This is a genomic window from Clostridium ihumii AP5 (assembly GCF_000612845.1).
GTDB classification, from domain to species: Bacteria; Bacillota; Clostridia; order Clostridiales; family Clostridiaceae; genus Clostridium_J; species Clostridium_J ihumii.
Map to the genome: position 1 here is coordinate 22,402 of NZ_CCAT010000065.1, position 23,133 is coordinate 45,534.

General features: G+C 25.1%; 33 protein-coding genes. 1 reads left to right on the top strand and 32 read right to left on the bottom strand.

Features of this window, described 5'->3' with window-relative positions:
• Window positions 1–69: 69 nt before the first annotated feature.
• The 27 genes from BN346_RS13245 to BN346_RS13375 all read right to left on the bottom strand — a co-directional run bounded on the left by BN346_RS13245 (window position 70) and on the right by BN346_RS13375 (window position 19,073).
• Window positions 70–525: a hypothetical protein gene (locus BN346_RS13245; RefSeq protein WP_040329241.1), complete on the bottom strand. Its 456-nt coding sequence runs from the start codon at window positions 523–525 to the stop codon at window positions 70–72.
• 245 nt (window positions 526–770) lie between these two features.
• Window positions 771–1,448 (bottom strand): HAD family hydrolase, encoded by a 678-nt coding sequence (locus BN346_RS20630; protein ID WP_051540401.1) that lies wholly within the window; start codon window positions 1,446–1,448, stop codon window positions 771–773.
• Between the two features lie 11 nt (window positions 1,449–1,459).
• Entirely contained in the window at window positions 1,460–1,921 is a 462-nt protein-coding gene (locus BN346_RS13255; RefSeq protein ID WP_040329243.1) for a GNAT family N-acetyltransferase, read from the bottom strand.
• A 38-nt stretch (window positions 1,922–1,959) separates the two neighbouring features.
• Window positions 1,960–2,733 carry a class I SAM-dependent methyltransferase gene (locus BN346_RS13260; protein ID WP_040329244.1) on the bottom strand — a complete coding sequence of 258 codons (774 nt, stop codon included), beginning with the start codon at window positions 2,731–2,733 and terminating at the stop codon, window positions 1,960–1,962.
• A gap of 245 nt (window positions 2,734–2,978) precedes the next feature.
• Window positions 2,979–3,509: a GNAT family N-acetyltransferase gene (locus tag BN346_RS13265; RefSeq protein WP_040329245.1), complete on the bottom strand. Its 531-nt coding sequence runs from the start codon at window positions 3,507–3,509 to the stop codon at window positions 2,979–2,981.
• Window positions 3,510–3,528: 19 nt separating this feature from the next.
• Window positions 3,529–4,002 carry a GNAT family N-acetyltransferase gene (locus BN346_RS13270; RefSeq protein ID WP_040329246.1) on the bottom strand — a complete coding sequence of 158 codons (474 nt, stop codon included), beginning with the start codon at window positions 4,000–4,002 and terminating at the stop codon, window positions 3,529–3,531.
• 28 nt (window positions 4,003–4,030) lie between these two features.
• On the bottom strand, window positions 4,031–4,699 hold the full coding sequence (locus BN346_RS13275; RefSeq protein ID WP_051540403.1) for a Type 1 glutamine amidotransferase-like domain-containing protein: 669 nt from the start codon (window positions 4,697–4,699) through the stop codon (window positions 4,031–4,033).
• Window positions 4,700–4,774: 75 nt separating this feature from the next.
• Entirely contained in the window at window positions 4,775–5,551 is a 777-nt protein-coding gene (locus BN346_RS13280) for a hypothetical protein (RefSeq protein ID WP_040329247.1), read from the bottom strand.
• A gap of 67 nt (window positions 5,552–5,618) precedes the next feature.
• Window positions 5,619–6,104 carry an NUDIX hydrolase gene (locus tag BN346_RS13285; protein WP_242838436.1) on the bottom strand — a complete coding sequence of 162 codons (486 nt, stop codon included), beginning with the start codon at window positions 6,102–6,104 and terminating at the stop codon, window positions 5,619–5,621.
• Between the two features lie 64 nt (window positions 6,105–6,168).
• Complete coding sequence (locus tag BN346_RS13290) at window positions 6,169–7,173, bottom strand: DUF5700 domain-containing putative Zn-dependent protease (protein ID WP_040329249.1); 1,005 nt, start codon at window positions 7,171–7,173, stop codon at window positions 6,169–6,171.
• A 273-nt stretch (window positions 7,174–7,446) separates the two neighbouring features.
• A complete protein-coding gene (locus BN346_RS13295; RefSeq protein WP_040329250.1) occupies window positions 7,447–8,301 on the bottom strand; it encodes a hypothetical protein in 855 nt (284 codons plus the stop codon).
• Between the two features lie 116 nt (window positions 8,302–8,417).
• Window positions 8,418–9,359 carry an amidohydrolase family protein gene (locus BN346_RS13300; RefSeq protein WP_040329251.1) on the bottom strand — a complete coding sequence of 314 codons (942 nt, stop codon included), beginning with the start codon at window positions 9,357–9,359 and terminating at the stop codon, window positions 8,418–8,420.
• A 19-nt stretch (window positions 9,360–9,378) separates the two neighbouring features.
• Entirely contained in the window at window positions 9,379–9,891 is a 513-nt protein-coding gene (locus BN346_RS13305; protein WP_040329252.1) for a GNAT family N-acetyltransferase, read from the bottom strand.
• Between the two features lie 40 nt (window positions 9,892–9,931).
• A complete protein-coding gene (locus BN346_RS20635; protein WP_051540405.1) occupies window positions 9,932–10,783 on the bottom strand; it encodes a GNAT family N-acetyltransferase in 852 nt (283 codons plus the stop codon).
• A 67-nt stretch (window positions 10,784–10,850) separates the two neighbouring features.
• Window positions 10,851–11,225 (bottom strand): nuclear transport factor 2 family protein, encoded by a 375-nt coding sequence (locus BN346_RS13315; protein ID WP_040329253.1) that lies wholly within the window; start codon window positions 11,223–11,225, stop codon window positions 10,851–10,853.
• Window positions 11,226–11,319: 94 nt separating this feature from the next.
• Window positions 11,320–11,973, bottom strand: a complete 654-nt coding sequence (locus tag BN346_RS13320) for a zinc dependent phospholipase C family protein (RefSeq protein WP_040329254.1) — start codon at window positions 11,971–11,973, stop codon at window positions 11,320–11,322.
• A gap of 94 nt (window positions 11,974–12,067) precedes the next feature.
• Entirely contained in the window at window positions 12,068–12,349 is a 282-nt protein-coding gene (locus tag BN346_RS13325) for a hypothetical protein (protein ID WP_051540407.1), read from the bottom strand.
• Window positions 12,350–12,377: 28 nt separating this feature from the next.
• Entirely contained in the window at window positions 12,378–12,884 is a 507-nt protein-coding gene (locus BN346_RS13330; RefSeq protein WP_040329256.1) for a P-loop nucleotide/nucleoside kinase family protein, read from the bottom strand.
• Between the two features lie 28 nt (window positions 12,885–12,912).
• On the bottom strand, window positions 12,913–13,335 hold the full coding sequence (locus BN346_RS13335) for an NUDIX hydrolase (RefSeq protein ID WP_051540409.1): 423 nt from the start codon (window positions 13,333–13,335) through the stop codon (window positions 12,913–12,915).
• Window positions 13,336–13,456: 121 nt separating this feature from the next.
• Complete coding sequence (locus BN346_RS13340; RefSeq protein WP_040329258.1) at window positions 13,457–14,125, bottom strand: hypothetical protein; 669 nt, start codon at window positions 14,123–14,125, stop codon at window positions 13,457–13,459.
• 50 nt (window positions 14,126–14,175) lie between these two features.
• Window positions 14,176–15,042 carry an aminoglycoside 6-adenylyltransferase gene (locus tag BN346_RS13345; protein ID WP_040329259.1) on the bottom strand — a complete coding sequence of 289 codons (867 nt, stop codon included), beginning with the start codon at window positions 15,040–15,042 and terminating at the stop codon, window positions 14,176–14,178.
• 11 nt (window positions 15,043–15,053) lie between these two features.
• Window positions 15,054–15,755, bottom strand: a complete 702-nt coding sequence (locus BN346_RS13350) for a 5'-methylthioadenosine/adenosylhomocysteine nucleosidase (RefSeq protein ID WP_040329260.1) — start codon at window positions 15,753–15,755, stop codon at window positions 15,054–15,056.
• Between the two features lie 33 nt (window positions 15,756–15,788).
• Window positions 15,789–16,337: a GNAT family N-acetyltransferase gene (locus BN346_RS13355; RefSeq protein WP_040329261.1), complete on the bottom strand. Its 549-nt coding sequence runs from the start codon at window positions 16,335–16,337 to the stop codon at window positions 15,789–15,791.
• 52 nt (window positions 16,338–16,389) lie between these two features.
• On the bottom strand, window positions 16,390–17,364 hold the full coding sequence (locus tag BN346_RS13360) for a phosphotransferase (protein ID WP_051540411.1): 975 nt from the start codon (window positions 17,362–17,364) through the stop codon (window positions 16,390–16,392).
• A 63-nt stretch (window positions 17,365–17,427) separates the two neighbouring features.
• Window positions 17,428–18,108 (bottom strand): hypothetical protein, encoded by a 681-nt coding sequence (locus tag BN346_RS13365; RefSeq protein WP_040329262.1) that lies wholly within the window; start codon window positions 18,106–18,108, stop codon window positions 17,428–17,430.
• 65 nt (window positions 18,109–18,173) lie between these two features.
• On the bottom strand, window positions 18,174–18,530 hold the full coding sequence (locus tag BN346_RS13370; protein WP_040329263.1) for a MazG nucleotide pyrophosphohydrolase domain-containing protein: 357 nt from the start codon (window positions 18,528–18,530) through the stop codon (window positions 18,174–18,176).
• Window positions 18,531–18,581: 51 nt separating this feature from the next.
• On the bottom strand, window positions 18,582–19,073 hold the full coding sequence (locus tag BN346_RS13375; RefSeq protein ID WP_040329264.1) for an ASCH domain-containing protein: 492 nt from the start codon (window positions 19,071–19,073) through the stop codon (window positions 18,582–18,584).
• A gap of 239 nt (window positions 19,074–19,312) precedes the next feature.
• Between BN346_RS13375 and BN346_RS13380 the strand changes: the two genes are divergently transcribed.
• Window positions 19,313–20,266, top strand: a complete 954-nt coding sequence (locus BN346_RS13380; RefSeq protein WP_040329265.1) for a transposase — start codon at window positions 19,313–19,315, stop codon at window positions 20,264–20,266.
• A 255-nt stretch (window positions 20,267–20,521) separates the two neighbouring features.
• On the opposite strand, the gene BN346_RS21725 is transcribed toward BN346_RS13380, so the two are convergent.
• The 5 genes from BN346_RS21725 to BN346_RS13400 all read right to left on the bottom strand — a co-directional run bounded on the left by BN346_RS21725 (window position 20,522) and on the right by BN346_RS13400 (window position 23,087).
• Window positions 20,522–20,659 (bottom strand): hypothetical protein, encoded by a 138-nt coding sequence (locus BN346_RS21725; protein WP_158644494.1) that lies wholly within the window; start codon window positions 20,657–20,659, stop codon window positions 20,522–20,524.
• A 151-nt stretch (window positions 20,660–20,810) separates the two neighbouring features.
• Window positions 20,811–21,443 carry a Type 1 glutamine amidotransferase-like domain-containing protein gene (locus BN346_RS13385; protein WP_040329266.1) on the bottom strand — a complete coding sequence of 211 codons (633 nt, stop codon included), beginning with the start codon at window positions 21,441–21,443 and terminating at the stop codon, window positions 20,811–20,813.
• A 97-nt stretch (window positions 21,444–21,540) separates the two neighbouring features.
• The gene (locus tag BN346_RS13390; protein WP_040329267.1) at window positions 21,541–21,723 is read right to left on the bottom strand and encodes a hypothetical protein; all 183 of its coding nucleotides are present in this window, start codon (window positions 21,721–21,723) and stop codon (window positions 21,541–21,543) included.
• A gap of 514 nt (window positions 21,724–22,237) precedes the next feature.
• On the bottom strand, window positions 22,238–22,408 hold the full coding sequence (locus BN346_RS21730) for a hypothetical protein (RefSeq protein WP_158644495.1): 171 nt from the start codon (window positions 22,406–22,408) through the stop codon (window positions 22,238–22,240).
• A gap of 229 nt (window positions 22,409–22,637) precedes the next feature.
• Entirely contained in the window at window positions 22,638–23,087 is a 450-nt protein-coding gene (locus BN346_RS13400; RefSeq protein ID WP_040329268.1) for a GNAT family N-acetyltransferase, read from the bottom strand.
• Window positions 23,088–23,133 lie beyond the last annotated feature (46 nt).

Sequence of the window (23,133 nt, forward strand, 5' to 3'; positions counted from 1 at the left end):
ACTTATTATATGTAAAAGCATTTTTAAACTAAAAAGACACTTACATTTGTAAGTGTCTAAAAAATTAAATTATATTTTTTGAACTCTAATTAATTTAGGTTTTAACTGCTTTTCTATTTCTTCTTCTCTAATTTCTTCTTCTAGCTTTTTCAATGCTACTAATGCACATCTATATGCTTTTTCTTTTCTAGCTTCACTAATAAATAATTTTCCTAGTACAACAATTATTATAAAACAATAAGCTATGGCAACAATAAATCTTAAGTCTTTAGCCATTGTTTCAATTAAATTGTCTAACCCAGTACCTACTGCAAAAAGTCCTATAGTTAATGCATATTGTGTACTTGGACTTTTTATGCACTCTAATTCTACTTCTAATCTTTCTTTTTCAATTTGTATCTTTTTCAAATCATTTTTGAAGTTAACCTTATAGTCACTTTTGATAGAATATAAAAGTTTATTAAATTTCTTACATTTATTTCTCTCAAAATCATTTTTTATTATCTTTATTGTCTTTCCCCTCATTAACATTACCTCTTTGTAAGGTTCAAACCTATATTTTTAACTTATTTAAATAATTAAGTTATAGTAATATTTCTATATAAAATAGATAAATCCTTCCTAACATTGCAAAATATAATTCTTTATAAAAAACTTTAAATTTCTATATAGTAAAAAACACCGTAAAATTCTTTTCAAGAATACTACGGTATCTATCATCTATAGTATAATTTATATAAAGTAATTAATTAATTTGATTTGCAAATTATCTATTTATTTTCTACATAATTTATTATTTCTTTAAGTGAATTAATATCCCACTGAGATTCAGGTGAATTTTTTCTATCAATATGAAATGAAGTAAATCCTAATATTCTTGCCCCATCAGCTTCTACATCATAGTCATCCACATATATACTTTCCTTAGCCTCTACATTTAAAGCACTTAATGCTGCCTTATAAATCTTTTCATCAGGTTTCATAACTCCAACTAAATCAGAACATATATAACAATCAAAATATTTTCCAAGCCCTAATGTTTCTAGTGTAAGTTGTAGTGATGGTGATGTATCTGAAATTACTCCTATCTTATATCCATGTGTTTTAAAATATTCTAGTACATCAATAACTTCTGGGAAAAGTGCTTTTTCCTTAAGCCATAATTCATTATGAATCATTTCAGCTTTTTCTTCAATATTTTCTAACACTCCTTCGTCTTTTAAAAGCTCATAATAATATCTTTTCCAAAATATTATTTCATCTTCTACACTTTTAAGTCCATCCTTAGGATAATTAGCTTTTTCAAACAAATTCATCATTCTATCATAATCTAACTTAAATTCTTTTCCTATCCAACTTTCAATTAACTGCTTTTTTCTATTTTTAATTTGTTCATTTGCATATGTTAATGTATTATCTCTATCAAAAAATATTGCTTTATAAGTCATATAAAAATCTCCTAATCTAATAATTTTTTACTCATCACTATATTGATAGGTTCATATTTTAAACTTTTATACAAATTAAAAGCTCGTTTATTATGACCAAATACATGCAACCCTATTTCTGTTATACCTATTTTTTTAGCAAAAACTTCAATTGACTCCATTGCTTGTCTGCCATAACCTTTGCCCTGATATCTGTCAAAAATCTTTATATCATAGATGAAACCAGTATGTTCATCTTTTTTACTTAGCCAAAATATTCCTACATTTTTATCTTCTTCTACTATAGACAATAAATAATTATCCTTTGTTTCTTTACCATTTGGAAGTAATCCATTAAATTCTTTTAGTGCTTTTTCATATGATCCTTCTTTTTTTAAATTACCAGCTTTAACTTTTTCTTCTGCATATTCTTTGATGCTTACTTCTAAATACTCTTTAAATTCTTCATCTGTCATATTTCTTAAAATTATCATACTACTAACCCCCATATTATTAAAAATAAATTTAATATTTAATATTTAATCTTTAAAGCCTTTGTAGCAATAAATGATTTTATATACTTATCAATCAATCTTCCTCCACCAAAATCATCTTCATAAAATCCTGTAATTGTAAATCCTGCTTCTATTTGCCCACCAATTTGTGATTCAAGAGTATGTCCAAACTCTATTGGTCCTTTGTTTTCCAAATACCTATTTAATTCTTCTTTTGATAATGCTTTCATAGTGGTATATGGAATGGAATTTTTCACTTGCAAAATTCCATTACTTTCATCATCATCAAATAAATATACAACTGGATTACAAAATCCTGAAATTAAAGTTCCTCCATACTTTAAAACTCTAAAAGTTTCATTCCAAACTGATATAATATCTTCTACAAATAAATTAGATACTGGATGTATAATTAAATCAAAACTTTCATCTTCAAACATGCTCAAATCCGTCATACTAGCTTTGATAGTTTTAATTTTCAAATAATCTCTTTTTGCAACATAAATGTCTTTTGCTAATTGTTTTTCTGAAATATCAACTACCGTAACATCAGCACCTACCGCTGCTAAAACTGGTCCTTGTTGACCACCACCTGATGCTAAACAAAGAACCTTCAATCCCTTTAAATCGGGAAACCACTCTCTAGGTATACTTTTGCCAGCAGTAACACCAATAGACCATTCACCATTTTTAGCTTTCTCTATAATCTCACTACTAACAGCCTTAGTCCACATACATCCATCTTCAACTTTTTTATTCCATGAATCTTCATTATATTTTAATATATTCATATACTCCTCCTTCTTTATAAGAAGTTAATAGAAAAATATAGACTTACAAGCTAATATTTTAGTTTATACAATTATTAACTAGTAATATTATTGTTGAATTTAACAATTTACAATTAAAACTTGAGCTTGAAACCCTATATAAAAGCAAGTAATCATGTGTCATTACTTGCTTTTATGTGCATATATTCTTAATAATAAATATTCATTTATATACATAAAATACCTACTTATACATTAAATATTTATTAATTATTATTGAATCTAAATATTAACCTTTCTCCATTAAAGTTTGTCCCAAATGCTTTTTCAAAATTTCCTGAAGTATAATTTTTTATAGTTTTAGTCCAAAATGACTGTGCTCTTTGATTCAATGTGGAAGGATGAGTATCAAGTTCCCATTTACCTTTAAATCTATCAAAAACTTCCTTTGCTGCAAGCTCTGCAATATTTCTTCCCCTATATGGTTTAAGTATAAAAAATTCATATATATAATAATCTGTGCTTTTAGGTGCATACTTTCCAGTAGATATCAATGCAAATCCTGCTGGGTTTTCATCTACACTAATTATAAATGGAAATAATGCTTCTGGATTGTTAAACCATATATCTTGTATATGGTATTGTTCATCTAAAGTCCTTATTTCTTCATCTTCATAAATTCCATATTTATTAGGAGTTTCTCCAGAAAATTCAGATAAATCGTGCAGATATAAAGGATATATATTTCTAATTATATTAGCAGTTTTCTCATTTGCTAAATTTATTTCAATTTTCATAATAAAATATTTCTCCTATTTACAAATCTAATTTTGCTACTGCTTCACCATATTCAATCTTACCAGTTTCTATGAATCCTAATGATGCATAAAGTGTTTTTGCAATTATATTTTCTGGTTCATAAGAAATAAATGCTGCTGAAGCCTTACCATATGGAAAAGTTTTTATAAGTTCAATTGCTTTGTTCATTGTTTCTCTTCCATAACCTCTTCCTTGATAATGCTTGTCTATCATTAATCTCCATACCCAATAAGTGTTTGGATAATCCTTTTCATTGGAATCCATATATGAAAGCATTATAAAACCAACCATATTATCATCATTATAAATAGCAAATGGCATTGGAATGCACTCATTGTTAGTTAATGCAACATATGCCTCAGCTAAACTAGATACATTTGTTGCTACAAAGTTTTTTTGATTTTCATTTGGTTCTAAATTAGTGCATTCATCAAAATTATTAGATGTAATCTTTCTTAATTCTATTTTCATAACTTGCCCCCTCATTAACTCACTTTTATTATTTCAATTTATACTGTTTTGCATTTCCTAGTAATATAACTTCATCATTATCAACTATTATTGCACTTTTAGCTTCTGTAGTGTAAACATTTTTACCTGTTTCATTTATATATTTTTCAATACTTTCATTTTGTACATTTGACTTTTTATAATGAACTTCAACTGCAAAATTCCTTATAAAGTCTAATCCCTTTTCATAAACAAATTTAAAATAATCCTTTTCATCTGGTGAAATATAATAATCATGGCACTGAATCATAGCACCTGCACTCCATCCCATTATTATACCTTTGTAATTTTCTACAATACTAACTAAATCTAATTCTATTAACCTTTGCATAATTTTCTCTGGAAATCCACCTGTAAAAAGGATTATATTACTATTATTTATTTTCTTTTTAGCATTATCTGTACTATCTTCAAAGTAATTTATTAATTCTACATTGTTATCATTTATTCCATAATCATAAAAAGGTATCATCATCTCTTTGTAATATTTTCCATAGGATTTGTTATAACATTCATCCCATTCAACTTTATTTTTTATCCAATCATCATGAAATGCAAAAGGTATTATACAAACTTTATATTCTGGTTTAATTATATTTTTTAATGTATCATAAGCCCAGCTTTCATTAAAATCTAACTTATCTAATAAAATATTCAAAACAATCACCTCTTTTATCCATTTTTAGTAATTATACCATAACAAAGAATCTTTTTAACTTAATGTTCTGAATTTTTATTCCCTTATAATATTAAACATTATATTTCTCCATCCATTTGTATATATTTCAATTAATAAGTCAATATGCTGTGCTAAATACAATTTGCCACTTATAGCTCCAAACTTGTCCCAATAATTTCCCACATCTGCTTCCTTAAGCCATTTTTCTTGCTTTGTTTCATTTTTTTCTTTAATTGCATTCCTTAATTTTAATTTTGCATTTTCATATTTATCTAAATAGAACTTAGAATTAAAATCGTATTCTTTAATATTATCTTTATATGCTAAAAGATGTGCAAAACCCTCATTAAAAACAATATAATTTAGTTTCTCCACATAAGGTAAGTTCTCTTTTAAAGGATATTTTTCTTTTACACATCTATGCACAAATTCATGTGTTAGTAAATTTTTTAAAACTTTTTCTATATCATGTCCATGTTTTATATAATTAACTAAATTAATCAAATCAAATATTATATATTCTTCATGTTCTATAAACATGGCATCATACATTTTGGGACATCCAACTACTAATAAAACTTTAGTGCTTTCAAACACATTTTTATAATTAGGAAATAACACTTTAAATATATCTTCATTTATTGGCTTAAAGTTCATTAAAATTATTTTTATTTTTATATATATTTCTTTAACAACTTCAACATTTTCTCTACTTGGCGTATCATACATATATTTATTAGGTTCAATATTATAAAAAATCCAATGGTTACGATACTTATTTGAACTTGGTTCTTTTAGATAATCAACAATAATTTCATCATTTAATATCATGTTATTTGCCTTCCCCCCATTCTTAAGTTATTCATTAACTTAGAAGAGTTACAACTTGTAATTCTTCTCATTCCTTATAAACAAAATGTTCTGTTTTATTCATTCCTTCTAAAATATACTTTTTGGCTTGAATAGGATACAAATCTATATTTTCTATATCTTTAATATTAATCCAAGAAAATTTTAGTTCAAATGATTTTTCTTCTAATTCCTCTTTTCCATAAAATACACCATCAAATGGAATATTGGTGTTTTGATTTAAAGATATATTATAATAAATACATATTTGATGACACTGTTTCTCTCCCCATGGAAAAAACAATTCACCCATCCACATAATATCATTTACTTTTATATCTGAATTAATTTCTTCCTTAAATTCACGTATTAATGCTTCTTCATTTGTTTCACCTAAATTTACATGTCCACCTGGAATTGCATAAGCTGTATCATCATCAATTTTTTGCAATAAAATTTTATCATTATATATTAATATACCTGCTACTCTATAACTAAAAACATACTCCTCTGTTTTAAATATAATATCTCTCATCACTTCCCACCTCTATTTTAAAATACAAAATCATTATCATTAATCCTCCTAACATTTTCTAAATTTAATATACATTTTTTAATCTATCTACAACAAAATCGCTTAACATATATTCTTTATATAATTTTTTATATGCTTCGTTATAACTCAAAATAAATCTTAAAGGCTTTCCTATACATGACCTCAACTCTTCTATACTTATACCTTTTTCTATAGTTTTGGCCATATGATACCCCAATACATGATATTTGTGATTTTCATTTATAAAGCTAATAATGTCAACATTTTTATTTCTTTCATCTAATCTTTTTTCTAAAAGATTATTTAACTTCTTCATATGAAACTCTACATTCTCCATCATGCTATCTAGACATCCCTTTTCCATCCACCCAAACTTTTCATATATTTCATTCGTACTCATAAAGTTGCACATATCAGCTGTTCCTTCATTAGAAATTACAAATAGCATTCTTTTTATATCTTTATAATCATCTTTTAAAATGAGCTCTTCATTGTCTATATATCGTTGTAAATAATGATGCATTTCATGAGCAAGTAAATCAGTACATTGCTCTACTGTTAATAAATTTGCAAACATTATATCTATAAATACTTGTAAATTTTCTACTGCAGCATTGTACATAAATACATAAAAATTTATATTAAGTTCTATAGTTTTAGTTTTTAAATTTGGCAAATAGTACATAGCTTTTTTTATAAATTCTTTGGTTTTAATAACTTCTATAATATTCTCACAATATTCTTCTAATTTATCAACATTTTTTATAGCACTCATCACTGAATTTATTACGTTTTTCTTTATTACATTGAATCCTTCATATTCCTTATCATTTTTCAATAATTCATATGCTTCATAAAATAAATCTACCCACTTATAACTCTCTTCCATATCAAAATCTTGTCCAACACACCCTACTAATTTTTTATATGAATTTTTCTCAAATAATTTTTCTATTTTACCTTTGTCTATGCTATCTTTACAACTAAAAGTCTCCATAAAATCATATATTCCATCTAAATTATAATTTATCTTAATATCATAAGTCATTTATATTTCTCCCTTCACTTTAATAACTTTGAAAATTCAACTAATACCTTCATATACAATGCTACAACAAAATTCATATAGTGAAACAAGCTCGAATTTAAAACGATTCCGAGCTAGTCTCACTCTTAAAGGTATCCAATTTCAAATTTAAAATAATAAATTTATCATCAGTTAAAAAACTTTTTTCTTTCATCAAAGAACAGGAATTATTTAAATAAGTATTTCTTTTAAAATTGATAGATATTATATTTAGATAAAAATTCCAGACTTTTATCATAAGATGCACTTATAACATTTATATCTATCCTGAATTTCAAATCCACAATCTATTACAGCTTTTAGTTCATCTTCATCTTTTTCTTCAATAAAATAAAGAACACTATCTATACCAGAATATTCTTTATAGGCATCTTTAAGCATCTCACTAATTAAGTCACTTTCTATATTCTTTTTTCTTACATCATCATCAAGAAATAATCCAACCACTTCTTTCTGATTTTGTTTTTTAATTTTTCTGACAAATATACTTCCTTTAATAATTCCATTTTCTTTGTATATATAAATATCAAATATATCAAAATCTTTTTTAATATGCTTACTGTCCCAATACATATTCCCTGCATATTTATCGTGAAATTTAGCATATTCATCAAACTCATTAAAATCTAATAAACTTATTGAGGTTTTAATATGATGTGGTTTATAGTTCTTTTTATATAATAAAGTAACTATGCTCGACTCTATGCATTCCATCTTTCTATTTTCTAAATATTGAATTGCTTTCTCATTATATGCTGTTACTCCTATAAAAAAATCATATTCTTTCAATTCATCACCAATATAATCCATAAATTCATCAGCAACTATATCATAATCATCCTCTATTAATAGTGCTTCAGTTTGTGAATACTTATCTTCATTTATCCAAAAATAAATACAAACTCCTTTAAGTTCATTATTTTTATAACAAGCAATAATTTTTCGTATATCTGAATTAATTGCTCTTTCAATGTTACTTTTTAAATCCTCTTTTGTCTTATATTTAGGATAACTACTTTTTTTATTATCTTGGCATATATTCCATGCAAAATCTAAAACTTCATTAATTTCTTTAACTTCTTTTATCATTTTTATTTATTCCTCCTCATACTTAAAATAACAAAATGATTTTACATTCAAAACTATATATTATATTTAATATTCAAAATATTAATATAAATTTTAAGGCTTGTCCTATTTTTAACCTATACATTGTGAAGTAGTTTTAAACCATTTTCTCTTATTTCATTTAATTCTTCACAGTTAAAAACACCTGCATTATAAAGATTTAAGAATTCTTCTGATACACTTTTATCAAAAATAATCATATCATCTGTATTTACTGTAACTTTAACACCATTATCATATAATTTTCTGATTGGATGCTTACTATAATTCTCTACCCTTGAAAGATAAATATTGCTTGTTGGACAAATATTTAGTTGAATTTTATTATTTGCAAGCCATTTCATTACGCTTTTAGAGTTGGCTGCTGAAATGCCATGTTGAACCTGATTTAACTCTAATTCCTCTACAACTCTTTGAACTAACTCAGCACATCCAAACTCACCAACATGTGCTTTTAAAATTAATCCATTATTCTTTGCCTTTTTAAACACTTTTTTAAATTTAAATAAATTATTTTCATCACCATAAATATCTATAGATTTAAAATAATCATAGTGTAAAAACTCATTTAATTTTTCATTAACTTCATCAGTATCCATATATGAACCAAGTGCAATTTCAGGTATAAAAACAGTATTAGGTGCGAATTTAAGATGAATTTTTTTTAATGAATTAATCATATTTTCCACAGAGTTTGCATATTCAGAAACCTCATCTATATTAAAACTCATATTTAATAATCTAACGCCATCCATATTAGCTTGAACAAAAGCTGCTTCTATCCTCTTTTCATAACCCTTAACACCTTTTATAAATGGTTTTATATTTTTTAAATTCCAATCATTCATTTCATTAAGATTTTTAAAAATAGGAGCATCTGGTATTTTTATACCTTTCCATTCTTCTATATATCTTTTATTTCCACCTCTTGGAGCATGATTATGCAAATCACTTTTAGATATTTTTCTTATTTCCGCTAAATCCTTATTTTTTAATGCTTCAATAAAATCACTATTCATAAATCCCCCATTCTTTAAACTACTCAATCATAATACTGTACTTAAATAAATACTCATTTTCATCTTTATCAAAAATCGTCCCTAATAGTTTTCCATTGTTCTTTTCTATAATTTTTTTTGATGATATATTATCTACATTACAAGTTAAAATTGCTTCTCTTATTCCTATATTTTTAGCCTTTTCTAATGCAAGTCTTAAAATTTCATATCCATATCCATTGTTTCTATAATATGGTGATATATCATAACCTATATGTCCAGCACAATCTACTTCTTTATGTCTAATTCTAACAACTCCTACAACTTGATTTTCAAAAATCATCCAAAATGTTGAAGTTGTAACTTCATCTTTTAATAAATTAATTCCATTTGCATGATCACATAAATCATTTAAATATTCATCAAAATTTTCTAGTGATTTCTTATATTTATGGAAATAATGATGATCATTTATATCTTTATATGATTGAGCATAATCTTTAAAACTTTTTTCATATATCTTATTAGGCTTACTAAGTATTAAATTCTTCATAAAAATTCTCCATTTTACTATAAATTAATTATATATATTTTTATTTTAGTGCTATATAACTAGAATAACCTGTCATTTCAAAGCCTTCATGTTTATAAAATTCCACAGCATTTAAATTGCTTTTCATACAATATAAATAAGGATTACCTCTATTTAATTCTAATATGTGTTTCATTGCATGATTTAACATATATTTTCCAATTCCTTTACCTTGCTTATTTATTGCAACTGCAAGTATATCTATTTCTAATCCATCTAATATATATGCTCCTATAATATTATTTTTTTCTATAACTACATAAAACTCACTACGATTTGACTTATCTATCCATTCATGTAAAAAAGTATTTTTGCTATTTAAAAATACTTTTTCATTAGGATTATCAAATGTATGAGCTAACGATTTATCAAACATATTACATACATCATTAATATGTTTTTCTTTAAATGGCACAATTTCTAAATTATTTATATAAGTACACTCTTCATTTTTTAACATTTTCTTTTGTAGTGTAAATTCATAAATTTCTTCACCTTTTTCTTTATATATTAATTTTTTAAGTAAAAACTCTTCAAGCTTTTTATTTCTTGGTGAATACCAAATCCTTATATTATAGTTATGATGACTGTCACCTTTAATAAGATTTAACACTTCGTCATTAACTTCTTCTGGCATATCTTCATTAAATCCTATTTGTATGTGAATTTCATCTTTAATTATATATTCACAATACACACCTATAGTGTGATTTTCTGAGTAATACAAGCACTTTTTATTTTCTATTTCATTATTCTCAAATATTTCTTTTTCTCCTCTATCAATACTTGATATAACTTTTTTTGCGTTATATTCTTCATCTTTGTTTTTAATTTCTCTAAACTTTGTTTCCATTACAAAACCTTTCTAACATATAAATTACGTTTTTAATAACTTTTTGTCTTTTTCATAATTATCAATTTCAAAACTTGGATGTTACTGTTCCTTGATGAAAAATCATCTTCCACTTTTTATCATCACATTTCCATATAGAACTACGTAATGTATACTTTTTATTTTCATTTAATTCATTATGCTTTATTACCTTATACATTGCTAAAACACAATCATCAGATAACTTTTTTATTTCAAAATTTACTATTTCCCAGTTCAGTTCTGTATTGTCTTCCTTATCCTGATAAATATCACCATATTTATAATGGTATTCAAATCCTGAACTACAAAACTCTACAAAATCATTGCTCACTATTTCACTTATTTTTTCTGCTGACTTCCTAGTATCTGACTTTAATAAATCATTTTCTAATTTTAATATCTGCTCTTTCAATAATTTCATCTTTAATCTTCCTTTTAATAATATTATAATAAATTTAAATTCGTTTTTTTATTTTTCTATTTTTTCTGATATTTCTTTGGAAATACTTTTAATTCTATTTATATAACAACTTTTTAATATATTTAGATTCCTCCAAAATAAACTCTTGCATTTTAGGCAATGTAATGTACTTATTTAAAGATACATCTGCATGATGTTTTCTATTTACAAAATTATTAAATAATATATCATTTCTCATTTTTTCTATATCACTAGCAAATGCAATATTAGTAACGTTATATGCTTTTGCGTCTTTAAGCATTTTCCATATTGTTTTTTTATTTTTATTTATTAAATATAACTCATAATCCATATTATAAGATTCTTTATTATAATCACTTTGGGTTTCACTATCTAAATCAATGCTATTTTCTAATAAAAACGGTGTCCAAAATTTTATATTATTTTGTATATCAGTTATTACATGACAACAATATCCTTTTATAAAATCTGAATTTTCTTGATTTTTATTTTCTTCTAAGAACTTATACACATCATTTAACCATTTTTTATTATCTTTTGTTTCACCCCATTTTTCAGTTCCAAAACATAAATGACTTTTCTTTTTCATATCACTATTATAACCTTCTCTTAAATGCACTGAATCAGGTGCTATAGCTCCTAAAATGAAATCACCTGGATTTTTTATTTCTGGTGTATTTTTTACTATATTGTATGCAATCTCTAAATGAGTCATTTGAAATGGCATTATATAACACATCCTTTAATTATATTTCTATTTTATATTTAAGCTTTTCATATCTTATGTTTATTAGTTTCAATACTCTTAAAGTTTTATATTCTTACTTTTGAAAAAGCTTTTTTTGTTTCATATAATCTATTGCCTTAGTTTTTTTTTCTTTGAAAACATATTCAATTTCTTTCTTTTGACTATAATAACTATTAAATCTTTCTTCTGAAAGACTTCCATCATCAATTGATTTTCTTACTTCACACTTAGGCTCATTTGTATGCGTACAATTAGAAAACTTACACATTTTTGATAATTCTACTATATCCTCAAAGTTCTCTTCTATTTTTTCTATATAATTTATACTTTCACATATATCATTATTTTTTTTCAAATTCAAATTACCACCTTTAAATATATTTTTACATTAAATATTCATAAATTAATTCCATATCACAACTATTTTCTGTGCTTGTATCTAAAACTAACATTTCTTTATCAACTGGTTTAATTGTTGTATTTAGAACACTATTAAATTTTTCTTCGGTTATACTTTCAATCTGACTTACAACTCTATCTCTTGTTTGAATTCTATTTTTAATAATCGAATAGTCCTCTACTCTACATTCAATATACTTGTAATCTACACCACATTTATCTGCTATAGAAATTCCATTTTTTAAAATTCCTTCATAAAAACATGGTGTATCAATAATTACACTTAGTTCCATATTTAAATAGAATTCAGCTAAATCAAAAACTATATCATATGAAACACTAGCTGCAATATCTTCTTTAATATTTAAATTAATCATTGAACTTTTTATTATGTCTCTATCTATTACAATTGCACCTGTTCTTTTAGCAATTTTTTTTGATAAGGCAGATTTTCCACTCCCTGGATGTCCAGCCATTTGCAATAAAAACATTACAGTTCCTCCTTATTCTTATAAAAATCTAATGGTTATCTTGTGAGTTCCAAATCTTAGCATTTTCAAATAATACAGGAGTTATATCTTTATATGTTAGGTTTTTAGGTAATTCCTTAAAAATTTTAACTTCTTGCATTTCACTATTAGGAATATCTACTAACTCTTTTATTTCAGCCATAAATACCATTCCATTTCCACCAGAATTATCATCACCTACCCAATAATCAAATATTGGAGTTATTTTAAACTTTACAGCTCCAGACTCTTCAAATAATTCTCTTTTTGCTGCTTCAAGTGGGGTCTCACCTTTTTCTATATGTCCTCCTTGAGTTTCCCATGTAGAACGTTCTTTATGGCGACTTAACATAATTTCACCCTTATATTTAGAAAGAATTACCACATGTTTATACTCTTTCAACTCATTTAGTGGATAAATCTTACATTCCATTATTCTTCAAACCTCCCTACTCAAACTATTTTATATTTGCAAAATATATTGCATTTTCTTGTGCTTACTTAATGTAAAAATATTTACATTAAGTAAAAAACTGCACGAGCCAAGTCAATCTCTAAATCTCTTCATTAGAACAGTTAAAAAATTTTTTCCCATCATAACATTTATCTTGAATTTCTTTATAATCATAATATTTAATTTTTCTATCTACTTTTAAAATTCCTTGTTTAGCCTCAGATCCATCTATCAGTCTTCCTGTTTCTTTTGAAATTTTCCCTGTAATAAATCCATTTGTACATGCATAAAAGCAAATTCCTGTATTATCACTTTCATCTATAAGTGTAATCCACTCTAGCCCATCTTCATTGGTAACAAAATGCTTGTCCACTACTTCTTTATAAAACTTATTCAATTCTCTATCAGTTAACTTATCTTTATCATATTTAACTAAGCCATATTTTCCTGATTTACTTATTTTCTCATACCCATCAACTTCCACTGTTTTAAGTTGCATATTTTCACTTATTGATAATGGTTTTTGTATAAACAAAGCCACTGGATAATCTAATCTAAACCAATTGCTAAAGCTAAAAAAATTACAATTTATAATCATAAATATACCAAAAACAAGTGGCAATGCTCTTTTACTGTCTTTATCCTTAATTGCCTTTAAAAGTTCATATGCAGTTATAATTACAAATATTGCTGGTACAAATACTAATAAATAAAACAATCCTACTATTTTAGGCCATTTTTTTATAATTAGATTCAATTCTTCTTTCATAAATTCACTTTCTCCTTTGTCTATCTAATTTCACTTCTCATTTGTATAATTTATTCTAAAGTGTTATTTTTAACCTTTATTAAATAATCTGTCATATTTTTATCTTCCATTTGATTATACTTATATCCAAGTTTACTAGAGACATTATCTGCCACAATCCTAAACAATTCACAGGCTTTAAATACTGAAATCCAAAAATTATCATAATCGCTATTGGAATAAGTTTTTGCATACATTTCATATAAATCATCTGAAAGATATTTCTTAAAGTACTTACCCATTTTTCCTGCTGATAACGAAAACTTTGTATTAACACCAATGTGCCACTCTATCATTTTTACAAGCATATCTCTTACTGGCACATTAAACATCCACATAGCATATGGAAGTTCATCCCTAGCAATACCTTTTGCTACATTATTTAAACACCACCAAAATTCATTGCAACAACCTTTGAATTCTGCTTCTGTAGGCTTCTTTATCCAGTAATCTATATCCGTTGGCTTGGATAAATTTAGTATGATATTATCTTTATCTAGTAATTTCAAATTAAGTTTATCATTATTATATTGTTGTAATGCTTCTTCTTTGATTTTTATACCTAGATCAATTCTATTTCCATCTTTAAAAAGCATTAACCATGTATATGAACGACTAAAATCTCCTTTTTTACCAAAAGCAACATCAATTAAATCTGGTTCTTGAACAATTGCTATATCTCCAAACATAGAAATCCAATTCTTATCTTCTAAAAATGATTTAGTTTCTGTAACCACATATACAATATCATAGTCTTGATAAATATCCTTTTCCACATTAGGGTTAGTGCGAGATCCACCCATATATACAGCCCTAATTCTTTCATCTTCCCTTGCAATATTAAGTATTAAATCCATAATCTCTTTTTCACTTCTCAAAATCTTCCCTCCTAATTACACCCTATGAATTTCAATTCTTTTATAATTTCTTCTGTTATCTTCATAGAATTTAAAGCTGCTATATTCACATTGTTTTTAAATGAATTAGATGCATCTTCATCTGCATTATCTGAAATTGAACGAATAACTACAAAAGGAATATTATTTACATAGCATGCATGTGCAACACTTGCACTTTCCATATCCACACATAATGGATTAAATCTTTCTATTAATTCTTCTCTTTCATTATTTGTAATAAACCTCTCCCCTGTAATAATTCTTCCAACATAGCATTTGTTAGAAATATCTTTTGATTTTATAATCTTCTCACATATATTTATAAGTTGACTATTTGCTCTAAAATATATATCCTTCATATAAGGATGATATTCTATTAAAATTTCCTTTGATACATCATGATGTGCAATATCATTTGAAATAATAGTATCACCTATTTTAAGCTTTTTATCTAATCCACCTGCTACTCCAGTTAAGATAACATGCGTAACTTCAAATTTATCGATTAATATCTGAGTAGTTATTGCTGCATTTACCTTACATACACCACAAATTACTGCTACAACTTCAACACCTTCATAATTCCCAATATAGAACTTTAACATAGCATATTCTACTATTTTCACATCACATATCTTATTTATAAACTCCATTATCTCATTATCACTAGGCCCAATTACCCCTATTTTCATTTTTAATCCCTACCTTTTTTAACTTTATTTCAATTATATAATGTTATATTTATTTAATACTTTCATTATATTCTTATTCATTTCATCTATATTACAAATAAAAACATCCACTGGAAGCTTTTCTTCTAATTGATTATCTATTCTCATAACAGTTGCACCATATTTTCTGTAGTATGAATTTGATGATGAATAATGAAGATTATAAATTACAATTTGTTTCATTCCTAAATTCTTATAATATGACAATAGCCTGTTTACAAGCATTAAAGAAACTCCTTTATTTCTATGTTCTGGATATACCCACAATCCATTTAATTCAATCCCACGCTCTAAAATATCATCTATTTCAGCAAAACTTGCAAACGTCACCCCTAACAATTTTTCATTTTCAAATGCTCCTAATAGCACTCTAACATCATTATTTTCTACGCCTTCATGCATCCATAATAACCAAAATTTTATTTCTTTATCTATATTTATCTTATTATTTGATAAACCACCTAATTCTTCTGGCCAACATAAAGCCTTTAATTCAATTGCCTGTCTCATATCAATATCTCTTAACTCACGTATAATAATCACTTTTATCCCCCAAAACTAAAAAACACATTTGTAATATTATCTTTAAATTTGTTTAATTAATCTTTCCAATTAAACAATTTAATTCATTAATTCCACTTGTAATAAATTCTTGCTCATTAAAATTTTTATTTATTTCATTATCACTAATTTTTAACATACTTAATACATCTTTATATTTTCTTATAAGCAATATATTTGAGTATAAATCAATCATTTCTTCTTCATTATTTAATAAAATTCTTATAGATTTATATCCTTTTAATATATGTTCATAAGTGCTATTCTCATAACAAAGCTTTATAACTGCTAAGTCATGTATCCTAAATCCATATGCACAATGATCAAAATCAAATATAGTTATATTTTTTTCATTATCTAAGTGTATATTTGATGGATTCAAATCTCCATGAATTATTCCATATGTTTCATCATTTAAAGATATTTCCTCTATTTTCTTATATAAATATGTAATAGCTGATTCTGAAAAATTAATTGAACTTAAATTATATTTTTTTGAATGTTTTTTTAGCATTTCAATAGGTTCTTTTATAAGATAATCTGCATCTATTTTGTACCTTTTATAATTGCTTCTAAATTCAGTAGATTTTTTGTGTATTTTGGCTATATATTGTCCAAACTTTATAGCTATCTCATTATTTAACTTAGTATCAATAGGATTACCTTGTGCAAAAGAAAACATAGTTATGAATCTTACTTCATTTTTATAAATTATTTTGCTTAAAACTTCATTTTTTATATTTTTTATTGGGTAAGAAACTGGTAATTTTTTAAAATTAAGAAAACTTAATAAATCTAATTCAAACTTAAAATCATCTATATCATTAATATAATACTTATTATTTAAATATACTCTTAAAATATATTTATTATCTTTAGTCTCTATTAAATAATGATCATTAAAACTTCTTCTAATAAATTTGCAGTCTATTATTTCAGAAATGTCGTAAATCTTTCTAATTAAGTTTCTTATATCATTACTACTTATAATTAAATTTATATTTATCACCACTTTCATAAAATATTATATAAATAAATATCGGCATTACTATTAATACCGATATTAGTTTGTTTAACCATGAAAATACCCAGTTCTTGCTGAAACTACAACAAAAGGAACTTCTTTTCCATCTTTTTTAATATATGCTTGATATAAATCTCCTTCTAATGGTTCTACTCTAACTACGTTCTCACCATATGCATTATATAAGTCTTTTCCAAACATGTCTTTCCAATCATTGGAGATAGCTGCATTTGAGGTTATATATTTTGCAAAACTTTCTACATCACCTGCTTTTCCTCCATTAGCTATATAATTTTTATATAATCCTTCAATATCAACTTTATTTAAAAATGTATTGCTCCATTTTATTTTTTCTGCCTCTGACTTATTTTCTTGACCACTAATAATATAGCTTTTAACTTTTTCCGCAATATTATCATTCATACTATTACTAGAAGATTCGCTTGATTTACTATTTTCTTCTACTTTCTTTGCATTATCTACTACTACTTTTTTATTCTCTGTAGATGTACTCTCAGTCTCATTTTTGTTTTCAGTATTAGTTTTATCTGGTGTAGTTACAACCTTATTATTATCTTTAGTTTTCTTAGTGCTTTCAGTTTTTTCTATAACCTTAGAACTTCTAGTTTCTTCCTTACTAGAGCTATTGTTTCTATTAGAACATCCAACTCCCACTATAACCATTGAACAGACTAACATTATAACTAACATTAATTTTTGGACTTTCATTTTATATCATCATCCTTTTAAAATTCTTATAATATTATGAAACAACAATTAATTATCATTACATACTATGTAAACATTTTTTTATACTCCGCTTCAAAATCTCTTCCCATATTCTTTAAATGTTTTTTAATAAAAATTTCTGATAACTCTTCTGAACTAATTCCATAAGAAATTAAAACAGCACTATAATACATTATTACATCCGATAGTTCTTCAATGAATGCCATTCTAACTTTCTCATTATCCATGATGTCCTCTTCACCACGCTTCTTTATTATAGATATGACTTCTCCAATTTCTTCAATCATCCATAACAAACTGGTTCTGCCATTTTTAGGTGTAAGCGGTGCCCATTTTTCCTTATATCTCTCTTGTAATTCATTTTGCATAGTTATAATATCCGATAACTTTAAATCCGACATTTTTCACATCTTCTTTCTCAAAACATTCTGTCTTTTTATTTGTTTTAATATTTAACTACTACTTTCAACATCTCTATAAACAACTTCAAACTCTTCAAATACAACTAACATATCTTCTGTAAACTTAAGATTAAACCTATTTAATTCTTTTGAGAAAAACTCTATATGAACTTTTCTCCAATACTCTAAGGATTTATCTCCTTCCCCTTCTATCGCTGCAAACTCATCATCTACATCTTTAAAAGATATTATAGTTACATTTTTAGTTTTGATAATACACTTGGGATTTCCATACCAATCTGTAATTACATTATACTCATTAACCTTGGGCAATTTCTCATTCTCTATTTCATATAAAAAATAAAGAGATGTTGTTCCTCTTTTTATGCCTTTCTTTGTCAACTCTGCTAAATCATTAGCACTCTTTTCATTATCGCAAAAATACCATGAGTCATACTTTTTATTATTACTATTTACATTTTCACCTATATATAACAAATAATCTTTCCACATTTTCTCAACTTCTTCACACTTTTCCCCCATAGCTCCCCCAAATATTTAAATTAATTTTTAAACATATTATATCACACAATAAATCACTTTATGGTTTTTTTTACATATTTTTGTATAATGCTTTGTACATGACTGTCACCTACCTTAAATTTATATACATCACTTTTTACATGACTGTCACCTAAATTTTTTGTTTTTATAAATATTGTCTAAATAAATGTTAACAGTCAATAATTACAGATAATATTATAAAAAAAGGAGAGATTATCTTGTCACGTCATGCAAGAATAACTGATATAAATGGAATATATCATATAGTTATTAAACAATCTAAATCAAAACCATTGTTTCCTAATGAATCTGATAAAAAGAAACTTCTAGAAAAAATAACAGAAAGTAAAACAAAATATCAATTCAAAGTATATTCATATTGTTTAATGGATACCCATGCTCATTTTATAATTGACTCTAATGGAGAAGAAATTTCAGATATAATGAAAAATATTAACCTTAGATATTCTAAATATTACAATAAAGAACACAATACAGATGGTAAATTATTAAAAGAACGTTTTTTTAGTGAGCTTATAACTTCAGATGAATATTTATTAAAAGCCTCATTATACATTCATGCTAATCCTAAGGATATGATTAGATATAGCACAAATCCAGCTTCATATAAATATTCAAGTATGAGGTTTTATTTAGGTGAAAAAGATGAACTTGAAATAATTGATACAAGTTTTATCCTTAGCATTTTATCCAAAAAAATACTATATGCTACTGAATCATATGCACAATTATTTGAATATACATTAGAACAAAAAGCAACTCATTTTAAAGACTTAGACATTTCCATACCAATAAAAATCAAAAATCAATACATAAAATTAGACATTGATGATATGGAATTTGAAGTAACTCGCAGTATTTTAAAAAGAAACTTTGAAGTAGAAGAAATCCTAGCCTTTATAGAACAAGAAACTGGTATATCACGAAATTCATTTTTAATTAAAGATTCAAGGGAGGTAAAAATACCCAAAGCCATTTTTGCACTACTAATGGGAATATACACAAGAAAAAGCAGTTATGAAATAGGTCATATACTAGGTAATATATCAATTGAACAAGTTAGTTCTTTATGTAATGATGGAATTTCATTAGTTCTCAATAAATTAGATTATAAAAATATAATTGAAAAATTTTATAATCAAACTAAATAAAATCAAAATTTTCTAAATTTAATTTCTCATTTCTTTTTTAGTATTAAGATATTGTACAAGCATTGTATTAATCACTAATAAAAATATATTTATATAGTACATTTCACATATTAATCATCATTCATGATATTCCCCTATTAAATAGCAATAAAATATAGGTGACAGTCATTTATATTAGTGACTGTCACCTTTTATTGACCTTTTATTGTATTGATCTTTTATTTATGACTGTCACCTAATAAAGGCAAGTTTAAATTATTTAACATAATTATTTACAATTATATCTAACTTTTTTAAGAATAATTTTTCTTTATCACTTAATTTATTTTTCTCTAGTAATTCTTTTCCTAATTCTAAACAAGTTTTTAGGAAGTCTCGCATTGTCTCATCCATTGCTTTTCTCTCCCTATTTTTAAATTTTATTTTCTTATTTAATCTTTCTAATTATTTATCTCAATATATATTTTATGCTAATATTTTTCATGTGGCACAATATTTAAATATAATGACATTATTATAAATTTGCTTATAATATAATGAACTTTTAATGTTTTTTATATTTAAAATAACTACCATAAATATCAGTTTTATTATTAACAACTGTAATAAATGAGTTATCATGGATTCCATAAATATCATTATATTTTGCAGCTTTATAAATTTCATTAATATGTTCTTCAGTTGCTTCATTTAAATGCGGTTCAATATTTATATCTACAATTCCTATGCCTTCATATATAGATAGTTCTGGGATGTTGTCTTCTATGTCTTTTGCAAGAATAACTTTTTTAGCCATGTTTATTGCCCCTGCGCTCATACCTATAGTGATACCTTCTCTATTTTGCAAATCAGAAATTAAATCATATTTGTTTATATGTTTAATTTGTTTAAGTGTGTCCCCTCCAGAAATCCATACAATGTCTGCTTTTTCTATATATTGTTGTGCCTCTTTCTTTGTAACTCTACTATCTATACAATATACTTTTTTAAATGTAATGTTATATTCATTAAACATATTTATAAATACATTTATATATTTATCTGTTTTTGAGTGCATATTAAAGTCAGATGCAATAAATACAAATACACCATTATTATTATAATATTTTTTTATACATTGAATAAATTCCTCTGTGAATCCATTAGGAAAACCACTTGTTAAAATTGATACTTTCATTTTCTCCCCCTATTCATCAATATAAAAAATACCGTATATTCACTTTTGAATAATACAGTATTATAAATAATTTATTTAATTGTTTCCTTTATAAATATTATGAACGACCTTTCTTACCTTTATTTTCTCTTGTTAATGAATATCCTATAAATGCTGACATGCACCCTATTATACCACCACCTAATATTCCTATTATAATCATGAAATTAGATTTGCTTGAAAAGTATATTCCAAGAATAAACATAAGAAACCCAACTAAGAATAATATTTTATATTTCAAAACATACCTCCATTGTTTATTATAGAACTAAGCTTATTATTTAATTAATATAAAATTATACCATAACATACTTACATTTTCATAATTTTATATAAATCATGATATCTTATAATACTCATTATTCAATTTTTAAAGAGCATATTTTACTTTTATTTCTTATTATCGAATTTAAAGATTAATTTTTTCCCATCAAATATTTCTCCAAACGTTTTTTCAAAGTTTCCTAATGTGTAATTATTTATAGTTTTATTCCAAAATACCTGTCCTTTTTTATTTGAATTTGTACCATTTGTATAAACTCACCATTTGCCTTGAAATCTATTAAAAACTTGTTTAGCTGCAATTTCAGCAATGTTTTTTCTCCTATATGGTCGCATCAAGAAGAACTCATGTACATAGTATTCAACATTTTTGGTGCAAACTTACCAGTAGACACTAATATGAATCCTGCTGGATTTTTATCTACAAAAATTATAAAGGGAAATAGTTCTCCTTGTTTCTTAAACCATACATCTTATATATGATATTGTTCATCTAAAGTTTTCACCGATTCATATTCATAAATTCCATATTTATTGGGAATATTTCCATAGATTTCAGACAAATCATACAAGTATAATGGATATATATTTCTAATTATATTAGCTTTATCTTTATCTGCTAAAATTGTTTCTACATTTACCATAATAATCTCCTATAGTTATTAAAAATTATATAAAAAATAAGCAATAAAAACTCCAATCCTTATTGCTTAAAACAAAATTATGAGATTTATCTCTAAAAATAAATAATGTGATGCTTAAAAATTCTACATTATTATTATAAATATTATTTATATATATTTTATCTAAATTCTATATAAAGTAGTCATTTCTTACATAAATTACTGTTTTACTACAAAATAAAATTTAAAGTTATAATTTATATTCCATTTGTGTGTCTATTTCTTTAAAACCTAAAGACTTATATAAATGATAACCTTCATCTGTATAATTTAAAATAATTTTTGAAACTCCTTTTTTTCTTGCTTCATCCATTAATAATTTTATTAATTTTTTTGAATGCCCTTGTTTTCTATATTCTTGCTTAGTATATACATTTAGTAGTTCACCTACTTTACCACTATAATTGGATGGAAGCGGTATTGTTTGAAATATGCACAACATACAAGATGCAACTATATTTTTATTCTCCATAGCAATGTATATTATCAAATTATCACTATTTATATAAGTTTCAATATATTCCCTTGTTTTCTCTCTAAATAACTCCACATTCTCAATATTTCTTATTAGTGTAACAAATTCAATTCTATTTTCAACAAAAGCATCAATATCACTTGTTTGAAGTTTTCTATATTCCATGATTTTACCTCAAGATTATATTTTAATATACAATATTTTATAAATA

What these genes read in the sequence shown, in the direction of transcription:
- BN346_RS13245 (WP_040329241.1), bottom strand. Translation starts at nt 525, where the DNA reads ATGAGGGGAAAGACAATAAAGATAATAAAAAATGATTTTGAGAGAAAT.
- BN346_RS20630 (WP_051540401.1), bottom strand. Translation starts at nt 1,448, where the DNA reads ATGACTTATAAAGCAATATTTTTTGATAGAGATAATACATTAACATAT.
- BN346_RS13255 (WP_040329243.1), bottom strand. Translation starts at nt 1,921, where the DNA reads ATGATAATTTTAAGAAATATGACAGATGAAGAATTTAAAGAGTATTTA.
- BN346_RS13260 (WP_040329244.1), bottom strand. Translation starts at nt 2,733, where the DNA reads ATGAATATATTAAAATATAATGAAGATTCATGGAATAAAAAAGTTGAA.
- BN346_RS13265 (WP_040329245.1), bottom strand. Translation starts at nt 3,509, where the DNA reads ATGAAAATTGAAATAAATTTAGCAAATGAGAAAACTGCTAATATAATT.
- BN346_RS13270 (WP_040329246.1), bottom strand. Translation starts at nt 4,002, where the DNA reads ATGAAAATAGAATTAAGAAAGATTACATCTAATAATTTTGATGAATGC.
- BN346_RS13280 (WP_040329247.1), bottom strand. Translation starts at nt 5,551, where the DNA reads ATGATATTAAATGATGAAATTATTGTTGATTATCTAAAAGAACCAAGT.
- BN346_RS13285 (WP_242838436.1), bottom strand. Translation starts at nt 6,104, where the DNA reads ATGAGAGATATTATATTTAAAACAGAGGAGTATGTTTTTAGTTATAGA.
- BN346_RS13290 (WP_040329249.1), bottom strand. Translation starts at nt 7,173, where the DNA reads ATGACTTATGATATTAAGATAAATTATAATTTAGATGGAATATATGAT.
- BN346_RS13295 (WP_040329250.1), bottom strand. Translation starts at nt 8,301, where the DNA reads ATGATAAAAGAAGTTAAAGAAATTAATGAAGTTTTAGATTTTGCATGG.
- BN346_RS13300 (WP_040329251.1), bottom strand. Translation starts at nt 9,359, where the DNA reads ATGAATAGTGATTTTATTGAAGCATTAAAAAATAAGGATTTAGCGGAA.
- BN346_RS13305 (WP_040329252.1), bottom strand. Translation starts at nt 9,891, where the DNA reads ATGAAGAATTTAATACTTAGTAAGCCTAATAAGATATATGAAAAAAGT.
- BN346_RS20635 (WP_051540405.1), bottom strand. Translation starts at nt 10,783, where the DNA reads ATGGAAACAAAGTTTAGAGAAATTAAAAACAAAGATGAAGAATATAAC.
- BN346_RS13315 (WP_040329253.1), bottom strand. Translation starts at nt 11,225, where the DNA reads ATGAAATTATTGAAAGAGCAGATATTAAAATTAGAAAATGATTTATTA.
- BN346_RS13320 (WP_040329254.1), bottom strand. Translation starts at nt 11,973, where the DNA reads ATGCCATTTCAAATGACTCATTTAGAGATTGCATACAATATAGTAAAA.
- BN346_RS13330 (WP_040329256.1), bottom strand. Translation starts at nt 12,884, where the DNA reads ATGTTTTTATTGCAAATGGCTGGACATCCAGGGAGTGGAAAATCTGCC.
- BN346_RS13335 (WP_051540409.1), bottom strand. Translation starts at nt 13,335, where the DNA reads ATGGAATGTAAGATTTATCCACTAAATGAGTTGAAAGAGTATAAACAT.
- BN346_RS13340 (WP_040329258.1), bottom strand. Translation starts at nt 14,125, where the DNA reads ATGAAAGAAGAATTGAATCTAATTATAAAAAAATGGCCTAAAATAGTA.
- BN346_RS13350 (WP_040329260.1), bottom strand. Translation starts at nt 15,755, where the DNA reads ATGAAAATAGGGGTAATTGGGCCTAGTGATAATGAGATAATGGAGTTT.
- BN346_RS13365 (WP_040329262.1), bottom strand. Translation starts at nt 18,108, where the DNA reads ATGAAAGTCCAAAAATTAATGTTAGTTATAATGTTAGTCTGTTCAATG.
- BN346_RS13370 (WP_040329263.1), bottom strand. Translation starts at nt 18,530, where the DNA reads ATGTCGGATTTAAAGTTATCGGATATTATAACTATGCAAAATGAATTA.
- BN346_RS13375 (WP_040329264.1), bottom strand. Translation starts at nt 19,073, where the DNA reads ATGGGGGAAAAGTGTGAAGAAGTTGAGAAAATGTGGAAAGATTATTTG.
- BN346_RS21725 (WP_158644494.1), bottom strand. Translation starts at nt 20,659, where the DNA reads ATGGATGAGACAATGCGAGACTTCCTAAAAACTTGTTTAGAATTAGGA.
- BN346_RS13385 (WP_040329266.1), bottom strand. Translation starts at nt 21,443, where the DNA reads ATGAAAGTATCAATTTTAACAAGTGGTTTTCCTAATGGATTCACAGAG.
- BN346_RS21730 (WP_158644495.1), bottom strand. Translation starts at nt 22,408, where the DNA reads ATGGTAAATGTAGAAACAATTTTAGCAGATAAAGATAAAGCTAATATA.
- BN346_RS13400 (WP_040329268.1), bottom strand. Translation starts at nt 23,087, where the DNA reads ATGGAATATAGAAAACTTCAAACAAGTGATATTGATGCTTTTGTTGAA.